Raw genomic sequence first — 24,584 nt, 5'->3', positions numbered from 1 at the left:
TTCCTCTCTCTAAAAACCTTGATTTCGTTGAATCGAAATCGATTTCGAAATCCTTAAAAAAATATCAAAAATCTGAAAGCGCTTCCGGCATGATTATATCATCGCTACAGATTCCCTGTCAACTACTTGAAAAGAAATTTTTTGATGGCTCCCGGCTTCTTTTTTTTCAAGAATACGGATCACCTGTTCAAAAGCCAAAAAGGCCATCTGCTGAAAATCCTGATGGATTGTCGTAAGCCTTGGGGTTGTATAACTGGATAAAACGATATCGTCAAACCCGATAATCGATAATTTTTCGGGAATCGACACGTCCAGCTCGCGGCAGCGGCTCATGAATCCGATCGCCATCAGGTCACTCGCGAAGAAAATAGCCGTCAGCTCCGGATGGGCCTTAAGGTATCCTTCAGCAAGCTCATAAGCGGATTCTTCAGTATAGTCGGCGTTGACGACAAGCGACGGATCGTATGCGATTCCGTTCTCCTTAAGCGCTTGACGGTAACCTTCCTGGCGTTCCTTACTGACAACCGCGTAATTATGCCCGTTCACCATTCCAATATGGCGATGTCCGTGATCGATCAAATACTGGACCGCACATTTGGCCGCTTCCACGTTTTCCGTCATGATGGAGCCGGTGTTCATGCCCGTAATGTCCGCGTCGATCACGACGCAAGGAAAATTGCTGTCCACGATTTCCAAAAAATACGGGTCCGTTGTTTTCAATCCCGTAATAACCGCTCCCGATACTTTATGCTCTTTGCAGAACTGCCAATACGACTTATCCTGCTGCTCGGACAAGCTGCGTGTGTAGAGAAGCACCTCGTAATTATAATGCGATGCCGCTTCAAAAATACCTGTCATCATCTTGAACAAAACGCCGTCTTTGCCGTTGGAGTACTCAAAATTCGAAAAAATGAGGGCAATGGATTTAGTCACTTTTTGTTTCAAGTTTTTGGCCAGCATATTCGGGGAATAATTCAATTCCTCCACGGCCTTAAGCACTTTTTTTCTGGTCTCTTCACTGACGTCGGTATATCCGTTTAGCGTCTTGGATACCACGGTGGTCGATACATTCGCGTGTTTCGCCACATCTTTGATCGTTGCCACCTGATCCACCTCCTGTTATTTTCCAATTTTGCATTTAGGTCACATAATCCAAATTAAATCACAGTGCCTATATTCTGTCAAAACCGAAAAAACAAAAGCCGTGGCTGCAGCGTAAGCGGCTGCTGCCCCGCCCCCTCGTCTTGGGTCCGCTTATTATAATCTTCCAATTCCAACACGCACTGTGCGGATTCGCACATCCGGCTTGCAGCATGCAAAAATCGACAGGACGGTATGCACAAATATCCTTTTAAAGTATAATTATTCCAGATCCAATGTTAACAGACAAGGGGGACGCCGAGGTGTATAACGTTTTTATCGTTGATGACGAAGCGGTTGTCCGTGACGGGCTGAAACGAACGATAAACTGGCAGGAGCATGGCTTTGAATTGGTTGGCGACTTTGCCAACGGCCGCGAGGTGCTTGAAGCGATGGAGCATACCGTGCCGGATGTGATCATTTCCGATATTTCCATGCCGTTTATGGACGGGCTGGAGCTGGCTGCAGCCGTGGTCCGGAAATATCCGTACGTTAAAATCATTATCCTTACAGGCTTTGATGAATTTGAATACGCGCAGCAGGCGATCCGGCTGAAAGTGTCCGACTTTATCTTGAAACCGATTACAGCCCATGAAATGCGGGAGCTGCTGCAGAAGGTCAAGCGCGAAATGGATGAGGTAACCCGGCAGCATGAGGATTTGAGCCGTCTGTACAGCCAGTTAAAGCAAAGCTTGCCGCTGCTGAAGGAGCGTTTTTTGGAGCGGCTGGTCGTAAACGGCCTCAAAGCTCCGGAGATTGCGGAACGATTCCAATATTTCGGACTGAATCCGCTTGCTCCGCTGCAGCTGGTCATGGTGGTGGATATCGATGATTTTGGAGAACGGCAAATCCGTTCCGATCGGGGCGGCGATACTGAAATTCTCCGCTACGCGGCCTTTAACGTGCTCGAGGAGATCGCCGGACGCGAAGGCCAACTGCTTTTTCGGACGCGGGAGGAACGCATCGTTTTGCTGCTTGCCGGCGAACCCGAAGAATCCGCGCTTTACGAGCAGGCGTACCGTATCGCCGAAGAGGCCCGTTATTACATCGATAAGTTTTTGAAATTTACGGTCAGCATCGGCGTCGGGCAGGCCGTAAGAAATGCGGAAGAGCTTCCGGTCTCGTACGCCAATGCGCTCTCCGCGCTTGATTACCGCTTTTTGCTCGGCAAGAACCGGGTGCTTAGCATCTTGGATGTCGAAGGCCGTCCCGCCGGCGGAACTCAGCCCAGGAACGATTGGGACAGACAGCTGGCTTCCGCGGTGAAAACAGGCTCTTTGCAAGATGTGCGCCAGTTGATCCAGAAATTTGTCGCTGATCTTAAAGTGAGCATGGCTCCGCTCGACTCCAGCATTCTCCATATCCAGAAGGTCATCCTCTCCCTGGTCAACGCTACGCAGGAGCTTGGTCTCGAAGATTTCAGGATTCAGCTGACCGATGTATACAAATTCAAGACTTTGGATGAAATCGGAAACTGGCTTGAAGAAAGCGCGGCTTCCGTTATGACGGCTATTGCCGATAACCGCAATCACTACACTTTGGCACAAGTCCGCAAGGCTGCCGAATATATCGAAACCCATTATTCGCAAGAAAAAATATCGCTGCAGGATATTTGCCGCCACGTGCTGATGAGCACAAGCTATTTCAGCCTGGTGTTCAAACAGCATACCGGCGAAACCTTCGTGGAATACCTGACCCGGGTGCGCATGGATAAAGCCAAGGAGCTGCTGCAGCATACCGCGCTGAAACTTTATGAAATCGCCGGAAAAGTCGGATATGGGGATCCCAACTACTTCAGCATTCTCTTCAAAAAACATGCCGGCATGACCCCGCGGGAGTATCGCGAACGGCTTGCCAAGGAGATTCAGGCCTGATGTTAAAAAAACATGCCTCATTTCTTCCCTTTCGGCCGTTCAAAAGCATACAATCAAGCATCTTTTTTACCTTTTCCTGCCTTATCCTGGTTACGGTCATGGTCATCAGCCTGAACAGCTACCATCTGTCGGTCGATGCGGTTGAAACCAACTCCCAGAGCTATGTTCAGGAAATTATCAGGCAGGTCAACTCCAATATCCAATCCTACATCGACAACATGGAAAACATCAGCATACTGGCGATGACGAACAAGGACGTCAAATATTATATCTCCAACAACAACTTTATCAACAAGAGCGACCGGATGCCCTATGAAAAGCGGATTTCGGATCTATTCCAGGCCATACTTTACTCGCGCAAAGACATCTCGGCGATCATGGTTTTCGGATATAACGGATTTAATGTCTCCGACCGGAGAATTACGCTTCTGAATCCGCATACCAAACCGGAAGAACAGTCCTGGTACAAGGAGGCCAAAAGCAAAGGCGGCCAATCGGTCATCTCGCCTCCGCATGTCCAGAACATCATCCAAAACGAATACCGCTGGGTCGTATCGCTAAGCCGCGAACTGAAAAGCACGGACGGCATCCGCGGCGAAGGCATTTTCCTGGTCGATTTGAACCTGAGCATCATCAACGATATCTGCAGCAAAATCAATATGGGTAAAAAAGGATACGTCTTTATCGTCGATCAATCGGGGAACATCATATACCATCCGCAGCAGCAGCTTATCTACAGCAATTTGCGTTCCGAGCAGATTTCCCGGGCGGCTGCGGCCAAAAGCGGCTCCTCCTTCACCGTCGATGATGACAAAGGCAAGCGCATTTATTCCGTTCAGGATACGAACTTCGGCTGGAAAATCGTCGGCGTGGCATATACTGACGATCTGATTGCAGGCGAAGGCACGATCCGCAATTCCATTGTGTTGTATGCCATTATCGGCGTTCTCTTCTCTCTGCTCCTGTCGCTGTTTCTGTCCTACCGCGTGTCGAAGCCGCTGCGGATTTTGCAGCGCGACATGAAGAAGGTTGAACGCGGCAATTTCGACGTCAGGACCAATATTGAACCGATTAACGAAATCGGCCAGCTTGGACGCGCCTTTAACCTGATGCTGGCGCAGATCAAAAATTTGATGGAGGAAATCATAGAGAACCAGGAAAGCAAAAGAAAAAGCGAGCTGATGCTGCTCCAATCCCAAATCAATCCCCATTTTCTGTACAATACGCTCGATTCCATCATCTGGATGGGCGAACAGAAAAAACACGAGGAAGTCGTGCTGATGACCTCCGCTCTGGCCAAACTTTTTCGCGCCAGCATCACCAAAGACAAGGAGCTTGTCCCGATCCGGGTTGAAGTGGAGCATATCACCAACTATTTGCTGATTCAGAAAATGAGGTACGGCGAGCAGCTCGAATATGAGATCGACGTTTCCGAAGGAATCCTGCATTACAATACGTTAAAGATCCTTCTGCAGCCTTTTGTGGAGAACGCCATTTACCATGGCATCCGCAATAAGCCGGAACCCGGCAAAATCACGATTCGCGGCCGCGAGCAGGAAGAAGTCATTATTTTTGAAGTCGAAGATGACGGAATGGGCATGACGCCCGGGCAGCTCGAAGAAATCTGGACGGTGCATGACAGCAAAAAGCAGAAAACGAAATCCACCAGCGGCATCGGAATCGGCAATGTCAACGAACGGGTGAAGCTGTTTTTTGGCGGCACATACGGCATCCAAATCCGGAGCGAGCCGGAGGAAGGTACGACCGTGACCATTACCATTCCCAAAATAAAGGAGTAGCAGCCCATGCGAATACAACGTGCCACTCTGCTCATGACCATCATTTTTATTGCATCGGTCGTTTATATCATTTTGTACTTTAAGCTGTTCATTCCCACTCCGGAACAGGAGCGCAGCATTACCGTCATCCTGAAGGAACATAATATCCGTTCGGATTTTTGGCAAACGGTCAGTGCCGGGGCCCAGGCAGCCGCAAAGGAAGCCGGTGCGGGGATCGCCATCAGCGGCCCGCTGCAGGAGACCGATATCGATACACAAGTCCAGCTGCTGGAAGAGGTGCTTGATCAAAAACAGCAAGCGGTCGTCATAGCTCCGATCAACGATGACCGCGTTATCGCGGAGCTGAAAAAAATACAGGAGGCCCGCATCCCCCTGGTCATTATCGATACGCCGGTTAATCTGGAAACTCCGCCGACGTTTGTCTCCAATGACCATACCGCCGCAGGGGTTCAAGCAGGCAAGGTTACGCTTGCGCAGACGGGGAACAAACCCAAATCGGTCATTATCAGCGATTTTGTCACGTCAGGCGTATCCACGGAGAGGGAAAAGGGCGTCCGTGAAGCCCTCCTCCCATATTCGGACAGCGTGTACGGCACTTATTTTTGCTCGGATTCCGAAGAGCGCGCCTACCTGATCGCCAAAACGATCATGAGGGATCATAGCGACTTGAACGCCATCATCGCGCTGAGCGAGTCGGCGGCACTGGGAGCGGCCCAAGCCATTAAAGACGCCAATAAAAGCGGGCAGATCAAGCTGATCGGCTTCGACACCTCCAACAACGAAATCCGTCTATTGGAAGAAGAAACGCTGAACGCGACCGTCGTGCAGCAGCCTTTCAACATCGGGTATTTGGGCGTGCAGACAGCGCTGGATTTGCTGGAAGGGAAAAAGGTAAAACCTGTCACCTATACCAATTCCATCGTCGTCACCAAAGAAAATATGTATTCCCAGGAAAACCAGAAACTGTTATTCCCGTTTATCGATAAATAATGGTTGTTAGGACCTGATACGAAAGGTGTGAGAGCCAGATGAACCCCCGCCTGCTGTCCGGACTCGCAAAATTATTTTTGTCTTTACTGCTCATAACGCCGCTGCTCCTGTCCTGCTCGAGTTCGGCACAAACCAGGAAAACGCCGCAGCCGAAAGAGGAAGCGCCGGCGGTGATCAACTTTGTCGCCTCGGAGTACAGCTCGCAAACGAGACCGCTGCTTGAAAGTCTGGTTCAGGACTTTATGCTGAAAAATCCCGATATCGTCATTAACCTTCAAGTGGCCAACTGGGATATTCTCGATATCATTTACACCACCATGATCAGCAAAAACCAGCCGCCGGATCTTCTCAACACCAACGTGTATACGCATTTTGCCAACAACGGACTGCTCAATGACATGGACGAGATCATCTCGCCGGAACTGAAGGCCCAATTTTATCCGGACCTGCTAAAGCGAAGCAATTGGAAAGGAAAGCAATACGGCATTCCATTCGTGTCTTCGGTACGAAAGCTGTATTACAACAAAGAGCTGTTCCGTGATGCGGGGATCGCCTCCCCTCCCCAAACATGGTCTGAGCTAAAAGAAGATGCGCGCAAAATCAAAAATACCGGGAAAGCCCGCGGCTTTGGCGTCGATCTGACCGACAATGAAATCCAGGCCTATCTTTCTTATTTTTTCATCGGGGCAGGCGGCGGCTGGATCAAGGACGGAAAATGGACTATCAACTCGCCCGAAAATGTGGAAGGCCTGACCTTTTTGAAGGAGATGTATATGGAAGGTTTGACCGATTCCGACCCATCCGTAACGACGCGGGACGAGAAGCAGCGCGTGCTTGGGGACGGCAAGCTTGGAATGATGATCTCGGGCAACTATTTCGCCAAGGTCGTCCCGCGCGAATTTCCCGGGCTCGAATTCGATAAGGGGCCGATTCCCGTCAAGGACGGCGTCAAGCCTATTAATTTCGGAGTGCAGGATTTGCTCGTCTCTTTCAAAACCGACCATACGAACAAGCAGGCGTTGTCCAAATTTCTGGATTATCTGTACTCCAGCCCGGTCTACGAGCAAATCATCCAGGAGGAGGGATTCCTGCCCGTAACCAAGCTAACCGGAGAGCGGCTCGGTTCCGCCAATGAGGATATGAAAGCCGATTTGGCCGCGCTGCGGACAGCAAGCTTTTATCCGATCGGGCAGCCCGAATGGCAGGCCGTCATGGATACCGCCCGGAAATTGGGGGAGGCCGTGCTTCATGACCGTTTGTCGCCAAAGCAGGCGCTCGATGATCTGCAGCAATTTGCGGAAACAGAGCAGAAGCGGCTTCTCTTGCTTCATAAGCAATAAGACAGACGAACCATGGAAAAGCTGCCGCAGTCCAAACGTAAATATCCCTTTATTCCTCAATTTTTCGAGAAAAGAAAATAACAAAGAATTCATGGAAGAATTTCGATGGAGCTGTAAGTCCTATCTCTCTATGATGAATGTAGGCGCTGTAAATTAATGGCGATAGACAAATATGGCGTTGAACATAATCGAAGGAGGGTTAGCTTTTATGATGTCAAAAACAAGATTGGCCGCACTCGGCATCGCGGCTTTGCTGACCGTCGCTCCGCTTGCAGGCTGCGGCAGTTCCAAAGAAGAAGCGAAACAACCCGAGCCCCCAAAAAAAGAAGAACCGGCGGCAACGAACAAGGATGAAGGAAACAAATCGGGAACCGACAGCGGAGCCAAAAAACTGACGGGCGATTTCGAAATTCAATACTTCGTCGGCGGATACGGCGATAAATGGTGGAAGAAGGTCATCGCCGACTTCCAGGCTGCCAACCCGGATTTGAAAATTAAAGAAAGCGGCGGCCCGAAAATCAATGATCAAATGAAACCGCGCTGGGTCGGAGGCAATCCGCCTGATTTCGTCTACATCGACGGACCGAATCTGAACGACCGGCAAATGGTCGAAGACGGGCAGCTCGAAGATCTGACCGATTGGCTGAAGGATGCCAAAAATATCGACGGCGATAAAATTACCGATATTCTGGCTCAGCCCCCACAACAATTCGACGGCAAGGTTTATGATATTCCGCTCGTTCTGAACTCTTGGGGCATATTCTGGGATAAAGCCTTCTTCCAAGAAAAAGGCTGGGAAGAGCCGAAAGACTGGCAGTCCTTCCTGGCTGTGAGCGACAAAATTAAAGCAGCAGGCGTAACGCCATTTATCCACACAGGCAAATATCCTTATTACATCAATGGTTCTGTCCTCTATCCGGCAATCGTTTCCGCAAATAACAACGATATATCGATCCTTCAGGACATGGCGGCTTCCAAAGTCGAGGCTTTCCAAAAACCGGCTGTATTGACCGCCCTGAAGAAAATCGTGGAGCTGCGCGATAAAGGATTCATTGACAAAGCCTCCATTCAAATTAACCATACAGACTCTCAAATGCTTTTCCTGCAGCATAAGGATGCTTTCATTCCGAACGGCCTCTGGCTGCCAAACGAAATGGCCAAAGACGTTCCGGGCGGATTCTCCTTCGGCTTCATCCCTTCGGTTACGCAGGATGCCGGCGGAAAAGTCGTTGCGAACACATCCACAGCGAACGTAGCCATCGCGAAGAATGCAAAGAACAAAGAAGCCGCCAAAGCCTTCCTGGAGTTCGTCTTCTCCAAAGCTCAAGCTTCCCAGTGGGCAGAGCTTAGCGGCGCTCCTTCCAACATCAAAGGCGACATCAGCGCGTCCAATGCGCCTAGCCATGTTAAAGACGCCGCCAAATACCTGACGGATTCGAATACGGTCGTCGTGCCTGCCATTACGTTTAACGCCGACGTAGACAAGGCCATGCAGGATGCAACGGACGCTCTGACGATCAACAAAATCACCCCTGAACAATGGGTTGAACGCGTAGTAGAAGTAGCCAAAAAAGCTTCGGCAAAAAAATAACTGCTGGTGAATCGGGACGGAGGATGACGAGGATTTACTCTTCGGTCATCCTCCTTAAATTTCGTGTTCAAAAAGGTCGGTACCTCTTAAATTTATTTTTGGAAAGGCAGGTTTAACCGGATGAAATTGGGTACAGCCAAGTGGCAGCGCAACCTGTTTATCGCAACCTTCATACTTCCCACATTTCTGTTTTTCTGCCTGTTCACGATTTATCCCGTGATTCAGGCGATGTATTATTCCCTGTTTGACTGGTCAGGCTCTTCGGACAATAAAACGTTTATCGGTTTCGACAATTTCAAGGAAATGTTCCACGATCCGATTATTTGGAACGCCATAGGCAACGACTATTTTCTGGTCGCCGGCAAAATTATCGGCATTATGATTATAGCTACCTTTTTTGCGGTCGCATTAACCCGATTCGGTTTCAAGTTATCGAATTTCTTCCGCTCCATCTTTTTTATTCCGAATGTTATTTCCGTTGTCGTCATTGGCGTGCTATGGAATTTCATCTATAATCCGCAAATCGGCTTTTTGAACTCCTTTCTGTCGCTATTTACGAAGGACAAGGTGGATATCACCTGGCTCGGCTTTACAAGCCATACGATTTGGATGCTCCTGCCTCCGGCGATTTGGGCGGGCATCGGCTTTTACATGATCCTTCTCATCGCGGCTATCCAGGGCATTCCGGATTCGTATTACGAGGCATCCAGCCTTGAGGGCGCAGGCCAATGGGCACAGTTTAAACATATCACGCTGCCGCTCATATGGGAGCAAATGAAGGTGTCGATCCTGAACATCATGATGACGACGCTCAACGGCTCCTTTGTCATCGTCATGATCATGACGAACGGCGGACCCGACAACTCGACCCAGGTTATGGGCTCCTACTTGTACCAAATGGCTTTCACCCAATACCATTTCGGTTACGGTGCGGCCATCGGCGTCCTGATTTTGGTCGCTTCGCTGATTACGACCCTCATTCTGCAGCGGTTAATGCGTCAGGAAACGGTTGAGATCAGTTGATTTAAAATAGCACGGGAGGAATAAACGATGAAATCAGGCGGTTTAAATCCATTTTTCAAAATCATATTCTACGCCATACTGATCATCTGGGGGTTGTCCGTGCTTTATCCGCTCCTGTGGACACTGCTTGATGCACTCAAAAACAATGATCAGTTTTTCCGTAAAATGCCTTGGTCCCTTCCGGATCTTCCACTGCTGTGGAGCAACTTTTCTTATGTATGGAGCGAATTCAGCTTCGATAAATATTTTATGAATTCCGTTGTAGTTACGGTCGGCTCGACGCTGCTGGGATTGTTTTTGGCCGCTTCGACGGCGTACGTGCTCGCAAGATATCCGTTTAAAGGCAGCAACGTGCTTTATCTCATCTATATCGCGTCCATGATGATTCCCTTTAGCCTGGCGCTGATTCCGCTGTTTTTCCTGCTGAACTCCATGAATCTGACGAACTCGTCACTGGGTCTGATTCTGGTGTATGCCTCTACGCTGATCGCTTTCGGCATTTTCGTCCTAGTCGGCTTTTTCAAAAGCCTGCCCAAAGAGCTTGAAGAAGCAGCTGCGATCGACGGCGCCTCGTATTTCGGCATCTTTTTCAGGGTGATGCTGCCTTTGTCCCAGCCTGGTCTGATTACGGTCGGCATCGTCAACGTCCTGAACATTTGGAACGAATATATCATCGGCACGATTCTGGTCAATGATCCGGACCACTATACGCTGCCTGTCGGGATCGCCATGATGCAGGCGCAAATGCAATACCGCACCGAATGGGGTCCGCTTTTCGCAGGGTTGTTAATTACCATGGTTCCAGTACTGGTCGTCTATATGTTCTTCCAGCGGCAAATTGCAAACGGAATTACGGCAGGAGCCATTAAATAAGCTAAAACATCATCAGCTCGGTCATTTCCCTCTATATCGCGATTTTTGTCATAAAATAACCCCACAAAGTGGAGCCTATGCTTCGATGCTTATTCCAAATACTTTGCGGGGACCCCCAAAAAAACTTATAAATTCTATACTGCAAAAAAAGACTTCCACCCGGCTCAGGTTTTAAACCGGGAAAGGGAGTCTTTTAATGCGCCTGATAACACTTGAAGTTTTCTGGACAGCTGTACCAGACCCGAGCTGATGCCAAGCTGCTCGCTGCTGAGCGAAGCGACTTCCTCGGAGACAGCCAGCGATTGATCCGACACGGTACTTACGGCCGCCATCGCGTCCGTCAGCAGCAGCTGAGACTGCTTCAGCTCGAGAATGGAACCGTTGACCAGCACCAGATGTTTCATTAACTCATCCATTTGCCAGCCTACCTGAGCGAAAAGCGTGTCTGCTTTTTTTACGGATGAAATTTGCTGCATGAAAATCGGGTTTGACTCCTGCAAAACGAGAGCGGTTTCTTCAATATCTTTTCGGACTGCGTCCGTGATTTGCCCAACCGACTCCACCGACTCCTTGGCTTGCTCCGACAAAACACGGATTTCGTCGGCCACCACCTTAAATCCTTTGCCGCTGCCACTAGCTCTCGCCGCCTCGATCGTAGCGTTAAATGCCAGTATATTCGTCTGCTTCATCAGCCCGGTCAAAATTTCAACCACCTTCGAAATCGACTCCGTGCTTTCCTGCAGTTTTGCTATCTTGGCGGTGATGGAGCCAATCCGTTCCTCCATGTTCCCGGTCTTTTGCATGAGCTCAAGCATATATTCCGTCCCCATGCGGCTGGTTCTATTGACATCTTCCGCAAGCTTTTGCATGACCGCGCTGGTCCCAACAAGCCTCTCCGTCTGCTCTTTTGATTTTTGCGCCAGCTCTTTGCCCTGTTCGGCGGCACATGCAAGTTCTTCCCCGCCTTTGGCAATATCTGAAGTAGCGGAGGCAATTTCTTTGGCTGTTTCTTCGGTACCCTTGGAGACGCCTGAAAGCTCGCCGGCCATCTCAAGCATATCTGCAGCGGATGTCCCCGTCTGATGCACAAGTTCGGTTAAATGATGCATCATTTCATCAAAGCTCCGGCCAACCTGGCCGATTTCATCACTGGAAGTAGCATTTGTTCTCACCATCAAATTGCCGCCCGCCCCCTGCTTCATCAGCTCGCGCAAACGCCCAAGCGGTCTCCCGATCATACGGGCTGCAAGCCAGCCTATCAGAACAGCAAGCGCGAAAGCGCAGCAGAGAACCCATAATGTCGCCTGGAAAATCTTCTTCGCGTCCTTCAGCATTTCGCTGACAGGAATCACGCCGATGGTGAACCAGCCGTTTATTTCCGATTTGGCCATCACAATTTGCTCCGATTGATCCGAACCGAGTGATGCATACTTGGGCATGCTCATGCCTTCCGGAGGCAAAGAAATGCTTGATGTTCGGCCGATTTGCGAAGCAGCTTTACTGTAAATCACCTGATTTTCGGGACTGATCACCTGGATGCTGCCGCCGTCCCCCATATATACATGCTCCACCTGTTCCTTGATGGCCGCCAGATCGATATCTATCAGAATCACGCAGTATCCTTGGGATGAACCTTCTCCGGAAATCACTCTTCCGACCGTAACGGTCGGGTTCGTATTCCGATTGCCAACCAAATTATGATCAATCCAAACGGACTTGCCGCTATTTCCGATAATGTTGTTGAACCAGCTTTTCGTTCCGTAATTTGCACTCGCCAAGAGCCCCGAACGCGTCGGAATGACCGTGCCGTCGGTTTGCAGCACCTCAATGGAGGTGATGTACGCGCTCGAAAACATATAGGATTGCAAAATCGTATCAAGTGAATCGGCAAGCTGCGTATATTCCGCCGGATCATTCTTCCGTTCAAACATTTCCAGGATCGTATGCTGCATCGTTTTGTCTACCATCATCTGCAGCAAAATCCGCTCAAAGGACTGGAATAAAAAATCAAGCTTGCGGCTGGTTTGAAACGCGGTCTCCAGATACGCGCCGGTTACTTCCCTCTCCAGCGCTCTTTTGGAGATTTGATAGGACACCCCGCCGGTGATCGCTACAAAAGTCAGGATGGCCAAAACCATAATCAGCGCAATTCTCGTTCCGATGGACCGCAGCGGGTTCCGGCGGAACATTCCCCCAAATGAAAATTCTCGCATCGGCAAGTCCCCCTAAATTGACCGTACAGCTTTTTAAAATACCCCCACAAAGCGTATCGGAAAGAAGTCCGACGCCTCTCACAGAGGGGCGCTTTTGCGAAGCAAAAGTACTGAGTGACGTGTAGCCTTTTATTCCGATTACTTTGCGGGGACCCGGGAAGTTGTAGAGTAGAGAACTGAAATTTCATTGGAGGGTGAAAGCCCTCTTCTTTACTTTTCCAGCTCCCCCTGCATCAAACCGGACGTGACGTTTTCCGTCATCCGGCTTTCCGATGTTCTTCTTTCTTCCGCTTTGCGATACTTTCCTATCCTACAAGTTTCTTTAATCCCGAATGCTGCGCAACAATGCTCGCGACTCTGGATTTACTGTGCTTCTTATGACGATTACGTTTCTTGTTCCAAAACAAGGTCAACCTTTTCCGAATGTACCAGTCGATTTTATTCAGAAATAGATCAGCAAAAGAATCTATCGCGTAGTAATTTCTCCACCCTTGAATCTTCGGGTTGAGTTCTTCGACCATTCTGTTCATTGTCCAGAATAGTCGATTACGCGGCTCAGTGACTTCCTTTACCTTTTCCTTCATATTCTTCATGGCTTTCTTCGAGGGGTAACTTCGCAACATATAGCGATCCACACCCTTCACCTGCTTTGGAATTTTTCGGTGATGCATGCCCAGAAAGTCGAATCCCCTCTTATCGTCCCATAGGTTGATGAGCTTGGATTTGGATGTATTGATCTGTATCTCAAGTTTGCTAAATACAGCTTTCAGTACATCTATCGATTTCATCGCTTGCTCTTTGGTTTTGCACAGGATGACTAGATCGTCCGCGTATCGAACGATGGCGCCAAGTTCAGTGAATTTGTTTTCCCAGATCGTGTCGAGGTAGTTCAGGTAGATATTTGAAAGTAACGGACTTATGACTGAGCCTTGAGGGCTTCCGAGGTCGGTTTCGTAGAACTGATCATCTTTTACGAATCCTGCCTTCAGCCATTTCCACATCAGCTTGAGTATTCTTCTGTCGCTTATTCTTTGCTCCACAAGCTTCATCAGCTTTTCATGTTGAATGTTGTCAAAGTAGCCTTTAATATCAACATCTACTACCCAATATACGCCTTTTCTGACCTCTCGTCGGATATGGCGAATGGCACCATGTTGGCTTCGTTTGGGTCGGAATCCATAGGAGCAATCCTTGAAATCCGCTTCGAAGATCGGCTCAGTTACGATTTTGGTTGCCATTTGCACAACGCGATCGATTATAGAAGGAATTCCAAGCGGGCGAAGTTTTCCGTCCGACTTGGCTATCTCTTTGCGTCTGGCCGGTAGTGGATGATACGTTCCCGAAATCAGTTTTTCACGGATTTCTTCCACGAACCGCTCCGCCCCGTATACCTTCACGATGTGATCAATCGTTATTCCATCGATACCTCCACTGCCCTTATTGCTTTTGACTCGTCTCCATGCTTCCCAAAGAATATCTTCCCGATAAATCTTGTCGTAGAGTGCATGAAACCTTCGCTTAGGATTTTCCTTGGCGGCAAGATATAGCTTGTCTTGAAGTTCTTGAGCTTTGGCTTTGGCGTAGTTAGCAGGTTTGACTGCATTCACTCACTCGTACCTCCTCAACTTACTTGAACAAAGTAGGGTATTGCCTTTCAGCGCCCTTCCCTCCATGAGGTTTTGTTGTCCTCACTTCACAGGTACTACGGCCCCCTCCGACTCCCTTCCCGCAGCTCGCCACTTCACCTTTCGGGCTTATAGGTCCGCTCCTTACGAAAAAAAATCTCGTGCGGGTTAGGGTCTCCCTAGTTCCAAGCACAACTTTCCCAGCATGCCGATCCCCTTACGCCGGAGAGTTCTTCCGCGCTGCACTTCCAAGGGCTTCACGCGTTCCATGGTCTTCGCCCAAACATACGAGGCTCGACTCCCTCTTGTCCTTTTCAGGTCTTTTTGACGACGCGGCAGGATTCACTTCATGTTACGGCCTGCTGTTTTGCTCGCACTCCTCTCGGAGTTACTTTGTCACAGGGCTTCAACCTTAGGATCTCTCCACCAGTTGCCTGTCAGCTACGAGGCGACTTGGCTCTTACCTCGATTGAACTTTCATCAATGAGTTGTGCCTAGCTTGGCTAGGCGCGCTATGTTAAGAAAAACGTCTATCGACGTACTTTCATAGAAGACAGACCGCATTTAGCGGTAGTTTTTCTTGCGATATCAGGATGCGCTTCCCCGAATGTTTATACTTTCTGATATCTTAAGAAAAACGCCTATCGACGTACTTTCATAGAAGACAGACCGCATTTAGTGGTAGTTTTTCTCAAGTACAACCTTACTATATCGGTCTTTTTAGGCAAGCTCTATCGATTATCTTCTTCATTTTCTCGAATTTATTCTCTTCCCGCGAGCAAGCTGGAAATAATGGCTATACCAGCGTTTTACAGCCGCTTATGGGATGAGTTCCACACTTTTGAAGTTGACTATCGCTACTCCGATCATCTACAATAGATTAGAAAAACGTCTATTGGCGTGAGTTCAGAAGATAGACCGCCTTTTGGAATAAGCATCGAAGCATAGGCTCCACTCAGTACTTTTGCTCCGCAAAAGCGCCCCTCTTTGAGAGGCGTCGGACTTCTTTCCGATACTCTTTTGTGGGGTTATTTTACGCTTATGGGATGTCTTGGTCTCGCCGGAAACTTAAAATTCTCAATTCTTAAGATAAATTTACAAAACAAGATAGGTGAATAATCATGACAGCATCAAAAGATTACCGCATTTTGCTATATTATAAGTTCGTGAATATCCCTGATCCGGAGCAGTTTACCGCGGAACATCTGCAATACTGCAAGGATCTTGGCGTCAAAGGACGCATTTTGATCGCGTCTGAAGGGATTAACGGCACATTGTCCGGAACAGTGGAACAAACCGAAAAATATATGAATGACCTGAAAGCCAATCCTCTGTTCTCCGACGTCTTCTTTAAAATCGACGAAGCCGACGGCCATGCGTTCAAGAAAATTTTCGTGCGCCATAAAAAGGAACTCGTAACGTTCCGTTACGAAAAACCGCTTGACCCGAACGTAATCGGCGGAAAAAGACTTTCACCGAAGGAATGGCATGATTTGCTGGAGAGAGATGACGTCGTCGTCATCGACGGCCGCAATGACTATGAATACGACATCGGTCATTTCAGAGGCGCCATCCGTCCCGAGGTCGAATCTTTCCGCGAGTTTCCCGAGTGGATCCGCAACAACCTTAGCGAGTACAAGGACAAAAAAGTATTAACCTACTGCACGGGCGGCATTCGCTGCGAGAAGCTGACCGGATTCCTTATCCATGAGGGCTTCCAAGATGTTAACCAGCTTGAAGGCGGCATCGTCACCTACGGCAAGGACCCTGAAGTAAAAGGTCGCCTGTGGGATGGAAAATGTTACGTCTTCGACGAACGCATTTCGGTGCCGATCAACCGTACCGATGAAGACGTGGTTATTGCCAAATGCCATCACTGCGGCAAAACGGAAGACCGCTACATCAACTGCGCGAATCCGGTGTGCAACAAACAACATGTTTGCTGCACGGACTGCGAAGAAGAGCACCAATCCTTCTGCTCCGACGAGTGCAGGGAAGCCGTGCTCGGCGTAAAAGCGTAAATTCACAAGCTTAAGCTTTAAAAAGCGGCTGTTCGCTTGGTTCTCTCTTGAACCGGTGAACAGCCGCTTTTTTTGTAGAAATATAGTAGACAACAATATGATATTTAAACACGCTCTAAAAATTCGCTTCAATCGCGTTTAATTCCCTAGGCCATGGCAAGCCAGGCTGTCAATACTCTTCTTCCAGCAAAATATCCAGCATCTGCTCGCGGTTATTCATCATTTTCCGTGTGATGATATAATGCTCTGTTTCCTCCAGCTCTACCTGGCGCATGCCCTTTTCATCCAGCAGCCATATTTCAGCATGCGGATAGGACATCAGAATCGGCGAATGCGTTGCGATCACGAATTGCGACCGCTTGGCGACCAGCTGATGTATGCGGGACAGCATAGACAGCTGCTTCAGCGGAGACAAGGCGGCTTCCGGTTCGTCCATCAGATACAGCCCCCTGCCTCCGAACCGATGCATGAAAGCGGCAAAAAAACTTTCGCCATGAGACTGCTCGTGAAGCGATTTGCCGCCATACGAATCCCTGATGGGAGGGCCGAAGCTCTCCTCGGCATCCAACCGGTCAATATTCGTTGCTACGTTATAATAGCTTTCCGCCCGGAAGAAGAAGCCATCCTTCGGCCTTGTCGTCCCCCTGGCCAAGCGCAGATATTGATGCAGTTCCGAATGGGAGGCCTGAGTTTCAAAAGCGAAGTTGACCGTTCCTCCCTCGGGATTAAAACCCCAGGCGATGGCCATCGCTTCGAGCAGCGTCGACTTTCCCGAACCGTTTTCCCCCACAATAAAGGTCACCGGCTGGCGAAATGACAGGCTGGCAAAATCGTGAACCGCAGGCAAATTAAAAGGATATCTCCGAAACGAAGGCACCTCTTCCCTCTTCAGCATCATGCTCCGCAGATATAATGAGCGCGGGTCTAACATGAGGATTTCCGCTCCTTTCGGTCCGTTCTTCCAAATGAAATGGAAAAAGGCATCATTCCAACCCATTATGGATGGAATGATGCCTTTATGCAACCGGTTCGCTTATAAGTTACAGCAATTCCTTGCGCAGCTGCTCTGCCGATTTAGGCGACAGCAGGCCGAACGGAATATCGAATACCGTTTTGGCGCCTTTGTCTCCTTGAGCGGACAGCTTTGCCGCCGCACGCGCATAAGCGACCAGCACGCTGGCCGTAAACTCCGGATTACTGTCGAGCTTCAGGCCGAATTCGATGATTTGCGTGCTGTTCTCGCCGGTACGTCCGCTGCGAAGCACGGTACCGCCGTGAGGCATCGCCGAATGGTTGGCTTTCAGCTCTTCTTCGCTGATAAAGTTAACCGTTGTATCATAGTCGGAGAAGTAATTCGGCATTTCTTTAATTTCTTTTTCAATCCGGGCCAGGTCCGCGCCTTCTTCGGCCACGACAAAACATTCGCGCAGATGCTTTTGGCGGGTTGTCAGTTCCGGATTTTCGCCGGCACGCACTTTAGCCACCGCCGCTTCCACCGGAATCGTGTACTGCACGCCGTTTTTAACGCCTTCCACGCGGCGGATGGCATCGGAGTGACCTTGGCTGACGCCACGGCCCCAGAACGTGTATTCTTTGCCTTCAGGCAAAATCGCTTCCGCAAGCATGCGGTTCAGCGAGAAGAGGCCCGGGTCCCAACCTGTGGAGATAACGCTGACATGTCCAGCGGCAGAAGCTGCGGCATCCACCGTCGCAAAATACTCAGGAATGCGCGCATGCGTATCGAAGCTGTCAACTGTATTGAAAAGCTTGGCGAACTCCGGTCCTTGTTCAGGCAAATCGGTTGCCGATCCTCCGCACAGGATCATGACGTCAATTTTACCGACGTATTTTTCCGCTTCCGAGATATGTAAAACTGGAACGCTTGCCTGTACGCCCTGCGGCTCCCGCCGGGTAAAGATCGCTTCAAGCTGAAGATCAGGGTTTTGGCGGATTGCTTTTTCCACGCCTTTGCCCAAATTTCCGTAGCCTACAATACCAATGTTAATCTGTTTCATAAAATCCTCCCAAAGCAATCAATATAGTATCTCTTTGCTTTCATTCTGTTCTCTATTATAAACGGATTTTTGGATACATGCCATCCGATGTGAGGTAAAACACAAACTTTATGCATAAAAATACAGGGGCTAAAAAGCCCCTGTACCTCCCCCGCCGCCGCTTCCGCCGCTGGCGCTGTAGCTGCTTCCCGAACCGGTGGAAGAACTTGGGGGCGTAAAGTTAAGATTACTTTGCGTATATTGCAGCGAAGATAGAAAATTGACGCTGAAGAGAATCGGAGCCGCAGCCGCATATGCGGTCGCTCCTTCCTGTCTCTTGGTGTTCATGTTTTTCATATATTCCGGAATCATGCCGATCAAAACCGCATTCTCCGCATTCCTTTCCACATCGGTTTCGCTCCCCGTCCAAAAATCATCGCCTTTTTTAACCTTCTTCTTCCATGCCTTAAGCGCATACCGGTACCGCAGCATCGTTGCAGACAAGACATGTCTGGGAACAAGGACCGCAAACAGCATCGAGCAGAGCGCCAAAATCAAATAGTTGTCCGCCACTTTCTCGTAAGCCAACTGGGTTCCGGCGGCAAAACAAGCAACGAAATAAAGGATGATCCAAAGCTTGGAGCGATGTTTCAAACAAGCGACAGCGCCGAAAATGCCCACTATAACTGCCACTAATATAACCTCCAGACGGGAGGCGGCATCGGCATAAAAAAGATAAAGCAGCAACCCGTAATGTAAGATGACCATCAGCGGCACCAGCCATCCGGAAAGCTTGTTAACCCTGACCTCGCGCGAGTACGGCTCTATGTCTGAAATGATCTTTTTCCATTCTTTGAACCGTTCCTCATGCTTTTTCGCTGCTTGGCGGTAATAGGTCAGCCGCTCGGGGTGTTCCTTTTCCTTGAATGTCGGCCCGGCTACAGAATCCAACTGGAATACCCAAGTATTGTTCCTTTTGCTGAAAAGCCACTGGATCAAATGGCGATCCGCCTCATTAAGCTGCTCCAAAGTACCATGGTAAGTAAACTGCAGCGTCATATCCGGCGCCGTAGGTTCCTCCAAAAAACGCTTGGATGCGGAAACTTCCTTTACCGTAACCAAACCGCGTCTTTTTAGGGAAATAAGCCCGGCCACAAAATCTTTTTGCTTCAATTTTCCTTTTCGCCATATATAGGATTTGAGCAGAGGATCAAGCTGCTGCAGTTCCTCCTCCGTAACTTCGCGGCGGCTGAGCCACGCTTTTATTTTTCTCCAGGAGAGGGAGTACATCACGCTGCCGAAAAGACTGATAACGATCAGCGCCTGAATTGGACCATCCGCTTTTTGCATGAACGCGTCCCGGGCATCTATCCGCTCCTGATATTTCTGCTCGGATGCCAGCAGTTTTTGGTAGGATGCCTGATCATCGCTTTCGACCATGAGCGGCATCTGCTCCTGCGGAAAAAAGATCCTTATTTCTGCATCGCCGTATTGGGACAGCTCCGGATTTTCGTAATGAGCAGCCGACTCACCTCCTGTCGTCAGTTTTCCGCCTGTCCGGTCATGCAGAAAGGCATGAACATTGGCCGGATTGTAGCTTGAAGGAAGGTACACATCCACGGTGACATTGGCTATGTCCTGTTCGTTTTTTTTGAAAAAACTCCAGTCCAGCTTCCCTATGTCGCTGTATTTTACGGCAGCCTGATGAATCCGGTAGCGGTAATACACCTGCTTGACCTCATCCTTGGCCGCATTGTATGTGTAATACGTATCATTGTCCTTATCCCATTCCGTTTTCAGACGCTCGAGATTTTCATAGGAGAATTTCCCCAGCTTTTTGCCTTTCGGCGGGGCATAGGCTTCAAAAAACTCGATATCGTTATGATCCGCAGCGACATACCTCGTCGTTCCCTTAAAACTGCCTTGAAACGAATAAGTAAACAGTTCTTCTACGTACAAATCGCCATCAGGCATAATATGGGCCTTCACATCCGCTCGATCCATGGAATAACCTGTCTCCCGGCAGCCGGTCATCACCATGATCAGCACAAAAGCCGCCAGCGTCAGCATCCATTTCTTCATCCGCTCACTCCCGTTCCTGTTCTCCTGATGCTCTCTTTTTACATTTACATTAGGCATGTTATTTACAAAGGCATTTTGCCAATTTATTATTATATTCTAACAAATACTCCCTGCCGCGGATCAAGAGGACATGGTACCAATTCATAATTGAACGCGGGATTCTTTCGCTTTGGGAAGCAACAAAAAAACCCCGCACACAGCATCGATCCCAATGCGGCAGCGCGGGGCGCGGTTTTTTCAGGTTAATCTGCGGACCGATTCAACACCATCCGGCGGATCCTCTCGAGCGGAACTTTAGGTACACGGTCATAGGTGAGCAGTCCGTTGATCTTCTGCTCCACATCTGTAAGCTGCGTGTAGCAGAAGCCTTGCACATATTCCTATTCCTCGTAAATTTTCGTAAGCATGTGGCCGAGCTCATGCAAGGCCTGCTCCTCCTGATCGCCGTCGGCTTCCAGACGGATTTCGTCCCCCCTTGAAATTCCCAGTGTCAACAGACCAAGAGAGCTTTTTCCATTGGCTTTCTTCTCGCCCTTGAACAAGGTGACCTTACACGGGAATGTATTGGCCTTTTCCACGAATAGCTTGGCTGGACGGACGTGAAACCCTTGCGGGTGGATGACAGTAAAAGTTTGGGATACCATAGCTTATGCTTCACTCCTAAGTTGTTGGTTTACAAAATCAAGCACCTCTTGCTGCGAGCTCATGCCAAGCGCCTGTTCCGTCAGCCGGGACCATTCCTGCTTGGACAAGCGGGAGACCAGCTCCCGTGCCGGAAGGACGGATGACGCGCTCATGCTGAACTCATGCAGTCCCAGACCAAGCAGCAGCGGAATCGCTGCTGAATCACCAGCCATCTCTCCGCACATGCCGGCCCATTTTCCGTTCCGATTGGCCGCCTGAATGACCAGCTGCACCAGGCGAAGAATCGATGGGTGATGCGGCTGATATAAGTAGGAGACCGATTCGTTCATGCGGTCCGCCGCCATCGTATACTGGATCAGATCGTTGGTGCCGATGCTGAAGAAGTCCACTTCCTTGGCCAAAATATCGGCCGCCAGGGCTGCGGCGGGAATTTCGATCATGATGCCGACCTCCAGGGAGTGAGACACCGGGATCCCCTCCTGCTCCAGCTTGGCTCTTTCTTCAGCAAGTATCCGCTTGGCTTCCTGAAGTTCGCTCAGGACGGCGATCATCGGAAACATGATCGCGAGTTTGCCGTGCACGCTTGCCCGGAGCAGCGCTCTTAGTTGGATGCGGAATAAATTCTTGCGCTCGAGACACAGGCGGATGGCGCGAAGGCCTAGAAACGGATTGTTTTCCTTCGGCAGCTGCAGATAGGACAGCTCCTTGTCTCCTCCAATGTCCAATGTGCGGATCACGACACGTTTGCCGCCCATTTTTTCCAACACATGTTTATAAACGGAATACTGTTCTTCTTCGGTCGGGAACGTGGTGCGGCCCATATACAGAAATTCCGTTCGGAACAGACCGATGCCGTCAGCTCCATTCGCGAGCACCTTCTCAAGGTCATCGATGCCGCCAATATTGCTTGCAAGCTCGACTTGGGCGCCGTCCGCAGTGACCGATGGACGTTCCACATAGCTGCGCATCCGGATTTGATACTCCTCATATTCCCGCTTGCGTACCGAATATTCCTCCAGCTGCCGGTCCGACGGGTTCACGATCACCTGACCTGCGGTCGCATCCAGAATGACCATGTCTCCCGTGCGGATCCCGGAAGCGTCCGACCCCGCGCCGACAACGGCTGCCAGTTCCAACGAACGCGCCATAATAGCGGAATGGGAAGTGCGACTTCCAATTTCTGTCACGAATCCGCGCACAAATTCCAGATTCAATTGGGCAGTATCCGAAGGGGTCAAATCCTTGGCGATCAGGATCGTTTCGCTGTTCAGTTCGGAGAGCGCGATGTGCTCACGCCCCTCAAGCTTAGTGATCACCCGCCCGGTAATATCTTTTACGTCCGCCGCCCGTTCACGTAGCATCTCATTATCCATGGAACGCAGAGCCTCCATGATTCCCGATGCCACTTCATGCAACGCATATTCTGCGTTGATGCCTTCACTCTCGATCTGGTCCATCGCGGCATCAATCAGGTCGGGGTCCTCAAGAAGAAACAAATGCGCCTCGAAAATTTCGGCCTTTGGCGGACCAAGCCGCTCCAGTGTCTCTTCCCGGATCCTGTCGATATCGGCTTTTGCCGCTTCGACGGCTTCCTTTAACCGCTTTTTCTCGGCCGCAATGTCATCGACCGCTTTCCGCTGCGGTACGGATCCCTCCGATTCCAGCCGGTAAGCTTTGGCAATGGCAATGCCCGGCGATGCGGGAACGCCTGTCAACAGATGGCTCATGGCAATACCTCCTTAGTGTTTACGATCTTTTCTGAGCCCAATCACCATTTACTTTGCTGCCTATCTATCCATCATCACCGTTCATAATCGTCCATGACGCGCTGGGTCAGAGCATGATCGGATTCAAGCCCGCTCACTTCGGCAAACGCCCGGCGTACGCCCTTCTCTCCGATCAGACCCTGCAGCCGGGCTGCCTCCGGATCCCCCGCGTAATCGAATTTGAGCGCAAGCGCCATCACCTTTGTCAAATGTCCGATGTTTCCTCCCTGCTCCCAAGCCCGAAGTGCCGGCCGCACCAGACGGTCATCAGGCGAAAGCTTGCGAATTGGAGAACGGCCGACCCGGATAACCTCATCACTTAAATAAGGGTTGCGGAAACGGTCTACAATTTTGTGGATATAAGCTTCATGCTCCGCAGCGTCGAAGCCGTAGGCACGCACCAGCATGCTTCCCGTTTCCTGCAGCGCTCCGGTAACGAGGCCAACCACCTCTTCATCCTTCATGGCTTCCTGAATGGTGTCATACCTTTTGCGGTAACCGGCATAGGCTGCACTGCAGTGGCCGGTATTCACGGTAAACAGCTTCCGCTCGATGTAAGGAATCAAGTCGTCAACGTAATGAACCCCGCTGATTTCCTTCGCACCCGGGAACATTTGGGAGCGGTTGATGACCCATTCATAGAAGGGCTCCACCGTAACGGCAAGCGGATCTTCATGATGCTGAAGCGGCACGATACGGTCCACCGCCGAATCCGGAAAAGCTGCGATCGAAGCCGCCTGCTGCTTCTCTTCCAAAGATAGCAGACCCATAACATGTTCCTTCAGCTGGGTGCTGGCCCCGATGGCATTCTCGCATGCAATGATATGAAGCGAAGAACCTCCTCGCTTCATGCGAAGCTTGATCCCTGCGGCAATGCCCGGCGCAATATGCTTCAGGATCGGAACGCCGACCGCCGTCGTAACCAAATCGGCCGTCGCAACCTCCTCAGCAACCAGAGCAAGGTCCCGGCCGTCAATGGCACGTACTCCGTGAACGGGGATACGCTCCCCATTTTCGTCCGCGATGGTTACGGTATAAGATCCACGTTCCTGCAGCGACCGGACCAACGATTCATTGACGTCGGAGAAGACAACTTCGTATCCCGACTGCGACAGCAGCAGACCGATAAATCCTCTGCCGATATTGCCTGCGCCAAAGTGAAGAGCCTTCATTCTTCCATCCCGCTTTCAAAAATGCCCAATATTTCTTCCGCAGTCTTCGCCGTACGGATGGCTTCCATGCTGTCCTCATCCGAGCATACCATGGCGACGCTGGTCAGAATATCCATATGTTCGCCGTTTTGCGCGGCGATTCCGACCACCAGCACGGCCGGCTCGTCGCCGCCGAAATCAACTCCATCCGGGATTTGCAGCACGGCAAGCCCGGTGGATTTGATCATCCCTTTGGCTTCATTGGTACCGTGGGGAATGGCGAGCCCGGCGCCCATATAGGTTGAGAGCGCATTTTCGCGTTCTATCATTTTCTCGATATATTCATAATCCGCGTGACCGCCGTCGACCAGCATCTGGCCGGCCATGCGAATGGCTTCGTATTTGTCGGATACTTTCACCTTTAAACGGATTTGATCTGCGGATAAAATGCTCATTG

Annotated in this window: 18 protein-coding genes and 1 pseudogene; 8 read left to right on the top strand and 11 right to left on the bottom strand. The window is 50.1% G+C overall.

Features of this window, described 5'->3' with window-relative positions:
• Positions 1–93: 93 nt before the first annotated feature.
• The gene (locus L6442_RS09435) at positions 94–1,104 is read right to left on the bottom strand and encodes a LacI family DNA-binding transcriptional regulator (RefSeq protein ID WP_212978670.1); all 1,011 of its coding nucleotides are present in this window, start codon (positions 1,102–1,104) and stop codon (positions 94–96) included.
• A gap of 299 nt (positions 1,105–1,403) precedes the next feature.
• Between L6442_RS09435 and L6442_RS09430 the strand changes: the two genes are divergently transcribed.
• The 7 genes from L6442_RS09430 (at position 1,404) to L6442_RS09400 (ending at position 10,630) form a co-directional block, all read left to right on the top strand.
• Positions 1,404–3,014, top strand: coding sequence for a response regulator (locus L6442_RS09430; RefSeq protein WP_212978671.1), 1,611 nt, complete (start codon positions 1,404–1,406; stop codon positions 3,012–3,014).
• Positions 3,014–4,813: a cache domain-containing sensor histidine kinase gene (locus tag L6442_RS09425; protein WP_194232851.1), complete on the top strand. Its 1,800-nt coding sequence runs from the start codon at positions 3,014–3,016 to the stop codon at positions 4,811–4,813. The genes L6442_RS09430 and L6442_RS09425 overlap by 1 nt, the downstream gene beginning before the upstream one ends.
• A gap of 6 nt (positions 4,814–4,819) precedes the next feature.
• A complete protein-coding gene (locus L6442_RS09420) occupies positions 4,820–5,803 on the top strand; it encodes a substrate-binding domain-containing protein (RefSeq protein WP_212978672.1) in 984 nt (327 codons plus the stop codon).
• A 38-nt stretch (positions 5,804–5,841) separates the two neighbouring features.
• Complete coding sequence (locus L6442_RS09415; protein WP_212978673.1) at positions 5,842–7,143, top strand: extracellular solute-binding protein; 1,302 nt, start codon at positions 5,842–5,844, stop codon at positions 7,141–7,143.
• 208 nt (positions 7,144–7,351) lie between these two features.
• The gene (locus L6442_RS09410; RefSeq protein WP_194232854.1) at positions 7,352–8,734 is read left to right on the top strand and encodes an ABC transporter substrate-binding protein; all 1,383 of its coding nucleotides are present in this window, start codon (positions 7,352–7,354) and stop codon (positions 8,732–8,734) included.
• 120 nt (positions 8,735–8,854) lie between these two features.
• A complete protein-coding gene (locus tag L6442_RS09405; protein ID WP_194232855.1) occupies positions 8,855–9,757 on the top strand; it encodes a carbohydrate ABC transporter permease in 903 nt (300 codons plus the stop codon).
• Positions 9,758–9,784: 27 nt separating this feature from the next.
• Positions 9,785–10,630 carry a carbohydrate ABC transporter permease gene (locus tag L6442_RS09400; RefSeq protein ID WP_212978674.1) on the top strand — a complete coding sequence of 282 codons (846 nt, stop codon included), beginning with the start codon at positions 9,785–9,787 and terminating at the stop codon, positions 10,628–10,630.
• A 164-nt stretch (positions 10,631–10,794) separates the two neighbouring features.
• Here L6442_RS09400 and L6442_RS09395 read toward each other — a convergent pair whose 3' ends face one another.
• Positions 10,795–12,843, bottom strand: coding sequence for a methyl-accepting chemotaxis protein (locus tag L6442_RS09395; RefSeq protein WP_212978675.1), 2,049 nt, complete (start codon positions 12,841–12,843; stop codon positions 10,795–10,797).
• 305 nt (positions 12,844–13,148) lie between these two features.
• Positions 13,149–14,450, bottom strand: a complete 1,302-nt coding sequence (gene ltrA / locus L6442_RS09390; RefSeq protein WP_212978676.1) for a group II intron reverse transcriptase/maturase — start codon at positions 14,448–14,450, stop codon at positions 13,149–13,151.
• Positions 14,451–15,589: 1,139 nt separating this feature from the next.
• On the opposite strand from ltrA, the gene trhO reads away from it, so the two are divergent.
• Positions 15,590–16,489, top strand: a complete 900-nt coding sequence (gene trhO, locus L6442_RS09385; protein ID WP_194232858.1) for an oxygen-dependent tRNA uridine(34) hydroxylase TrhO — start codon at positions 15,590–15,592, stop codon at positions 16,487–16,489.
• 169 nt (positions 16,490–16,658) lie between these two features.
• On the opposite strand, the gene L6442_RS09380 is transcribed toward trhO, so the two are convergent.
• The 8 genes and pseudogenes from L6442_RS09380 to L6442_RS09350 form a co-directional block, all read right to left on the bottom strand.
• Complete coding sequence (locus L6442_RS09380) at positions 16,659–17,420, bottom strand: AAA family ATPase (RefSeq protein WP_194232859.1); 762 nt, start codon at positions 17,418–17,420, stop codon at positions 16,659–16,661.
• Positions 17,421–17,529: 109 nt separating this feature from the next.
• Positions 17,530–18,504 carry a diaminopimelate dehydrogenase gene (locus tag L6442_RS09375; protein ID WP_194232860.1) on the bottom strand — a complete coding sequence of 325 codons (975 nt, stop codon included), beginning with the start codon at positions 18,502–18,504 and terminating at the stop codon, positions 17,530–17,532.
• Positions 18,505–18,633: 129 nt separating this feature from the next.
• The gene (locus L6442_RS09370) at positions 18,634–20,565 is read right to left on the bottom strand and encodes a DUF2207 domain-containing protein (protein ID WP_212978677.1); all 1,932 of its coding nucleotides are present in this window, start codon (positions 20,563–20,565) and stop codon (positions 18,634–18,636) included.
• A 242-nt stretch (positions 20,566–20,807) separates the two neighbouring features.
• Positions 20,808–20,939 (bottom strand): annotated as a pseudogene (locus L6442_RS32820) (hypothetical protein); the annotation flags it as partial.
• A gap of 6 nt (positions 20,940–20,945) precedes the next feature.
• Complete coding sequence (locus L6442_RS09365) at positions 20,946–21,209, bottom strand: HPr family phosphocarrier protein (RefSeq protein WP_212978678.1); 264 nt, start codon at positions 21,207–21,209, stop codon at positions 20,946–20,948.
• 3 nt (positions 21,210–21,212) lie between these two features.
• Positions 21,213–22,937: a phosphoenolpyruvate--protein phosphotransferase gene (ptsP, locus tag L6442_RS09360; protein ID WP_212978679.1), complete on the bottom strand. Its 1,725-nt coding sequence runs from the start codon at positions 22,935–22,937 to the stop codon at positions 21,213–21,215.
• 74 nt (positions 22,938–23,011) lie between these two features.
• Complete coding sequence (locus tag L6442_RS09355) at positions 23,012–24,148, bottom strand: mannitol-1-phosphate 5-dehydrogenase (RefSeq protein ID WP_212978680.1); 1,137 nt, start codon at positions 24,146–24,148, stop codon at positions 23,012–23,014.
• Positions 24,145–24,582 (bottom strand): PTS mannitol transporter subunit IIA, encoded by a 438-nt coding sequence (locus L6442_RS09350; RefSeq protein WP_212978681.1) that lies wholly within the window; start codon positions 24,580–24,582, stop codon positions 24,145–24,147. Before L6442_RS09350 ends, L6442_RS09355 begins: the two co-directional genes overlap by 4 nt.
• Positions 24,583–24,584 lie beyond the last annotated feature (2 nt).

Source organism: Paenibacillus azoreducens, from assembly GCF_021654775.1.
GTDB classification, from domain to species: Bacteria; Bacillota; Bacilli; order Paenibacillales; family Paenibacillaceae; genus Paenibacillus_AQ; species Paenibacillus_AQ azoreducens.
The sequence above is the reverse complement of the archived record's forward strand: the minus strand, read 5'-3'. Positions and strand labels throughout refer to the sequence as shown.

Excerpts from the sequence above, each read along its gene's own strand:
- L6442_RS09370 (WP_212978677.1), bottom strand. The coding sequence starts at position 20,565 with ATGAAGAAATGGATGCTGACGCTGGCGGCTTTTGTGCTGATCATGGTG.
- L6442_RS09425 (WP_194232851.1), top strand. The coding sequence starts at position 3,014 with ATGTTAAAAAAACATGCCTCATTTCTTCCCTTTCGGCCGTTCAAAAGC.
- L6442_RS09415 (WP_212978673.1), top strand. The coding sequence starts at position 5,842 with ATGAACCCCCGCCTGCTGTCCGGACTCGCAAAATTATTTTTGTCTTTA.
- L6442_RS09380 (WP_194232859.1), bottom strand. The coding sequence starts at position 17,420 with ATGTTAGACCCGCGCTCATTATATCTGCGGAGCATGATGCTGAAGAGG.
- L6442_RS09375 (WP_194232860.1), bottom strand. The coding sequence starts at position 18,504 with ATGAAACAGATTAACATTGGTATTGTAGGCTACGGAAATTTGGGCAAA.
- L6442_RS09400 (WP_212978674.1), top strand. The coding sequence starts at position 9,785 with ATGAAATCAGGCGGTTTAAATCCATTTTTCAAAATCATATTCTACGCC.
- L6442_RS09395 (WP_212978675.1), bottom strand. The coding sequence starts at position 12,843 with ATGCGAGAATTTTCATTTGGGGGAATGTTCCGCCGGAACCCGCTGCGG.
- L6442_RS09355 (WP_212978680.1), bottom strand. The coding sequence starts at position 24,148 with ATGAAGGCTCTTCACTTTGGCGCAGGCAATATCGGCAGAGGATTTATC.
- trhO (WP_194232858.1), top strand. The coding sequence starts at position 15,590 with ATGACAGCATCAAAAGATTACCGCATTTTGCTATATTATAAGTTCGTG.
- L6442_RS09365 (WP_212978678.1), bottom strand. The coding sequence starts at position 21,209 with ATGGTATCCCAAACTTTTACTGTCATCCACCCGCAAGGGTTTCACGTC.
- L6442_RS09350 (WP_212978681.1), bottom strand. The coding sequence starts at position 24,582 with ATGAGCATTTTATCCGCAGATCAAATCCGTTTAAAGGTGAAAGTATCC.
- L6442_RS09420 (WP_212978672.1), top strand. The coding sequence starts at position 4,820 with ATGCGAATACAACGTGCCACTCTGCTCATGACCATCATTTTTATTGCA.
- L6442_RS09405 (WP_194232855.1), top strand. The coding sequence starts at position 8,855 with ATGAAATTGGGTACAGCCAAGTGGCAGCGCAACCTGTTTATCGCAACC.
- L6442_RS09410 (WP_194232854.1), top strand. The coding sequence starts at position 7,352 with ATGATGTCAAAAACAAGATTGGCCGCACTCGGCATCGCGGCTTTGCTG.
- ptsP (WP_212978679.1), bottom strand. The coding sequence starts at position 22,937 with ATGAGCCATCTGTTGACAGGCGTTCCCGCATCGCCGGGCATTGCCATT.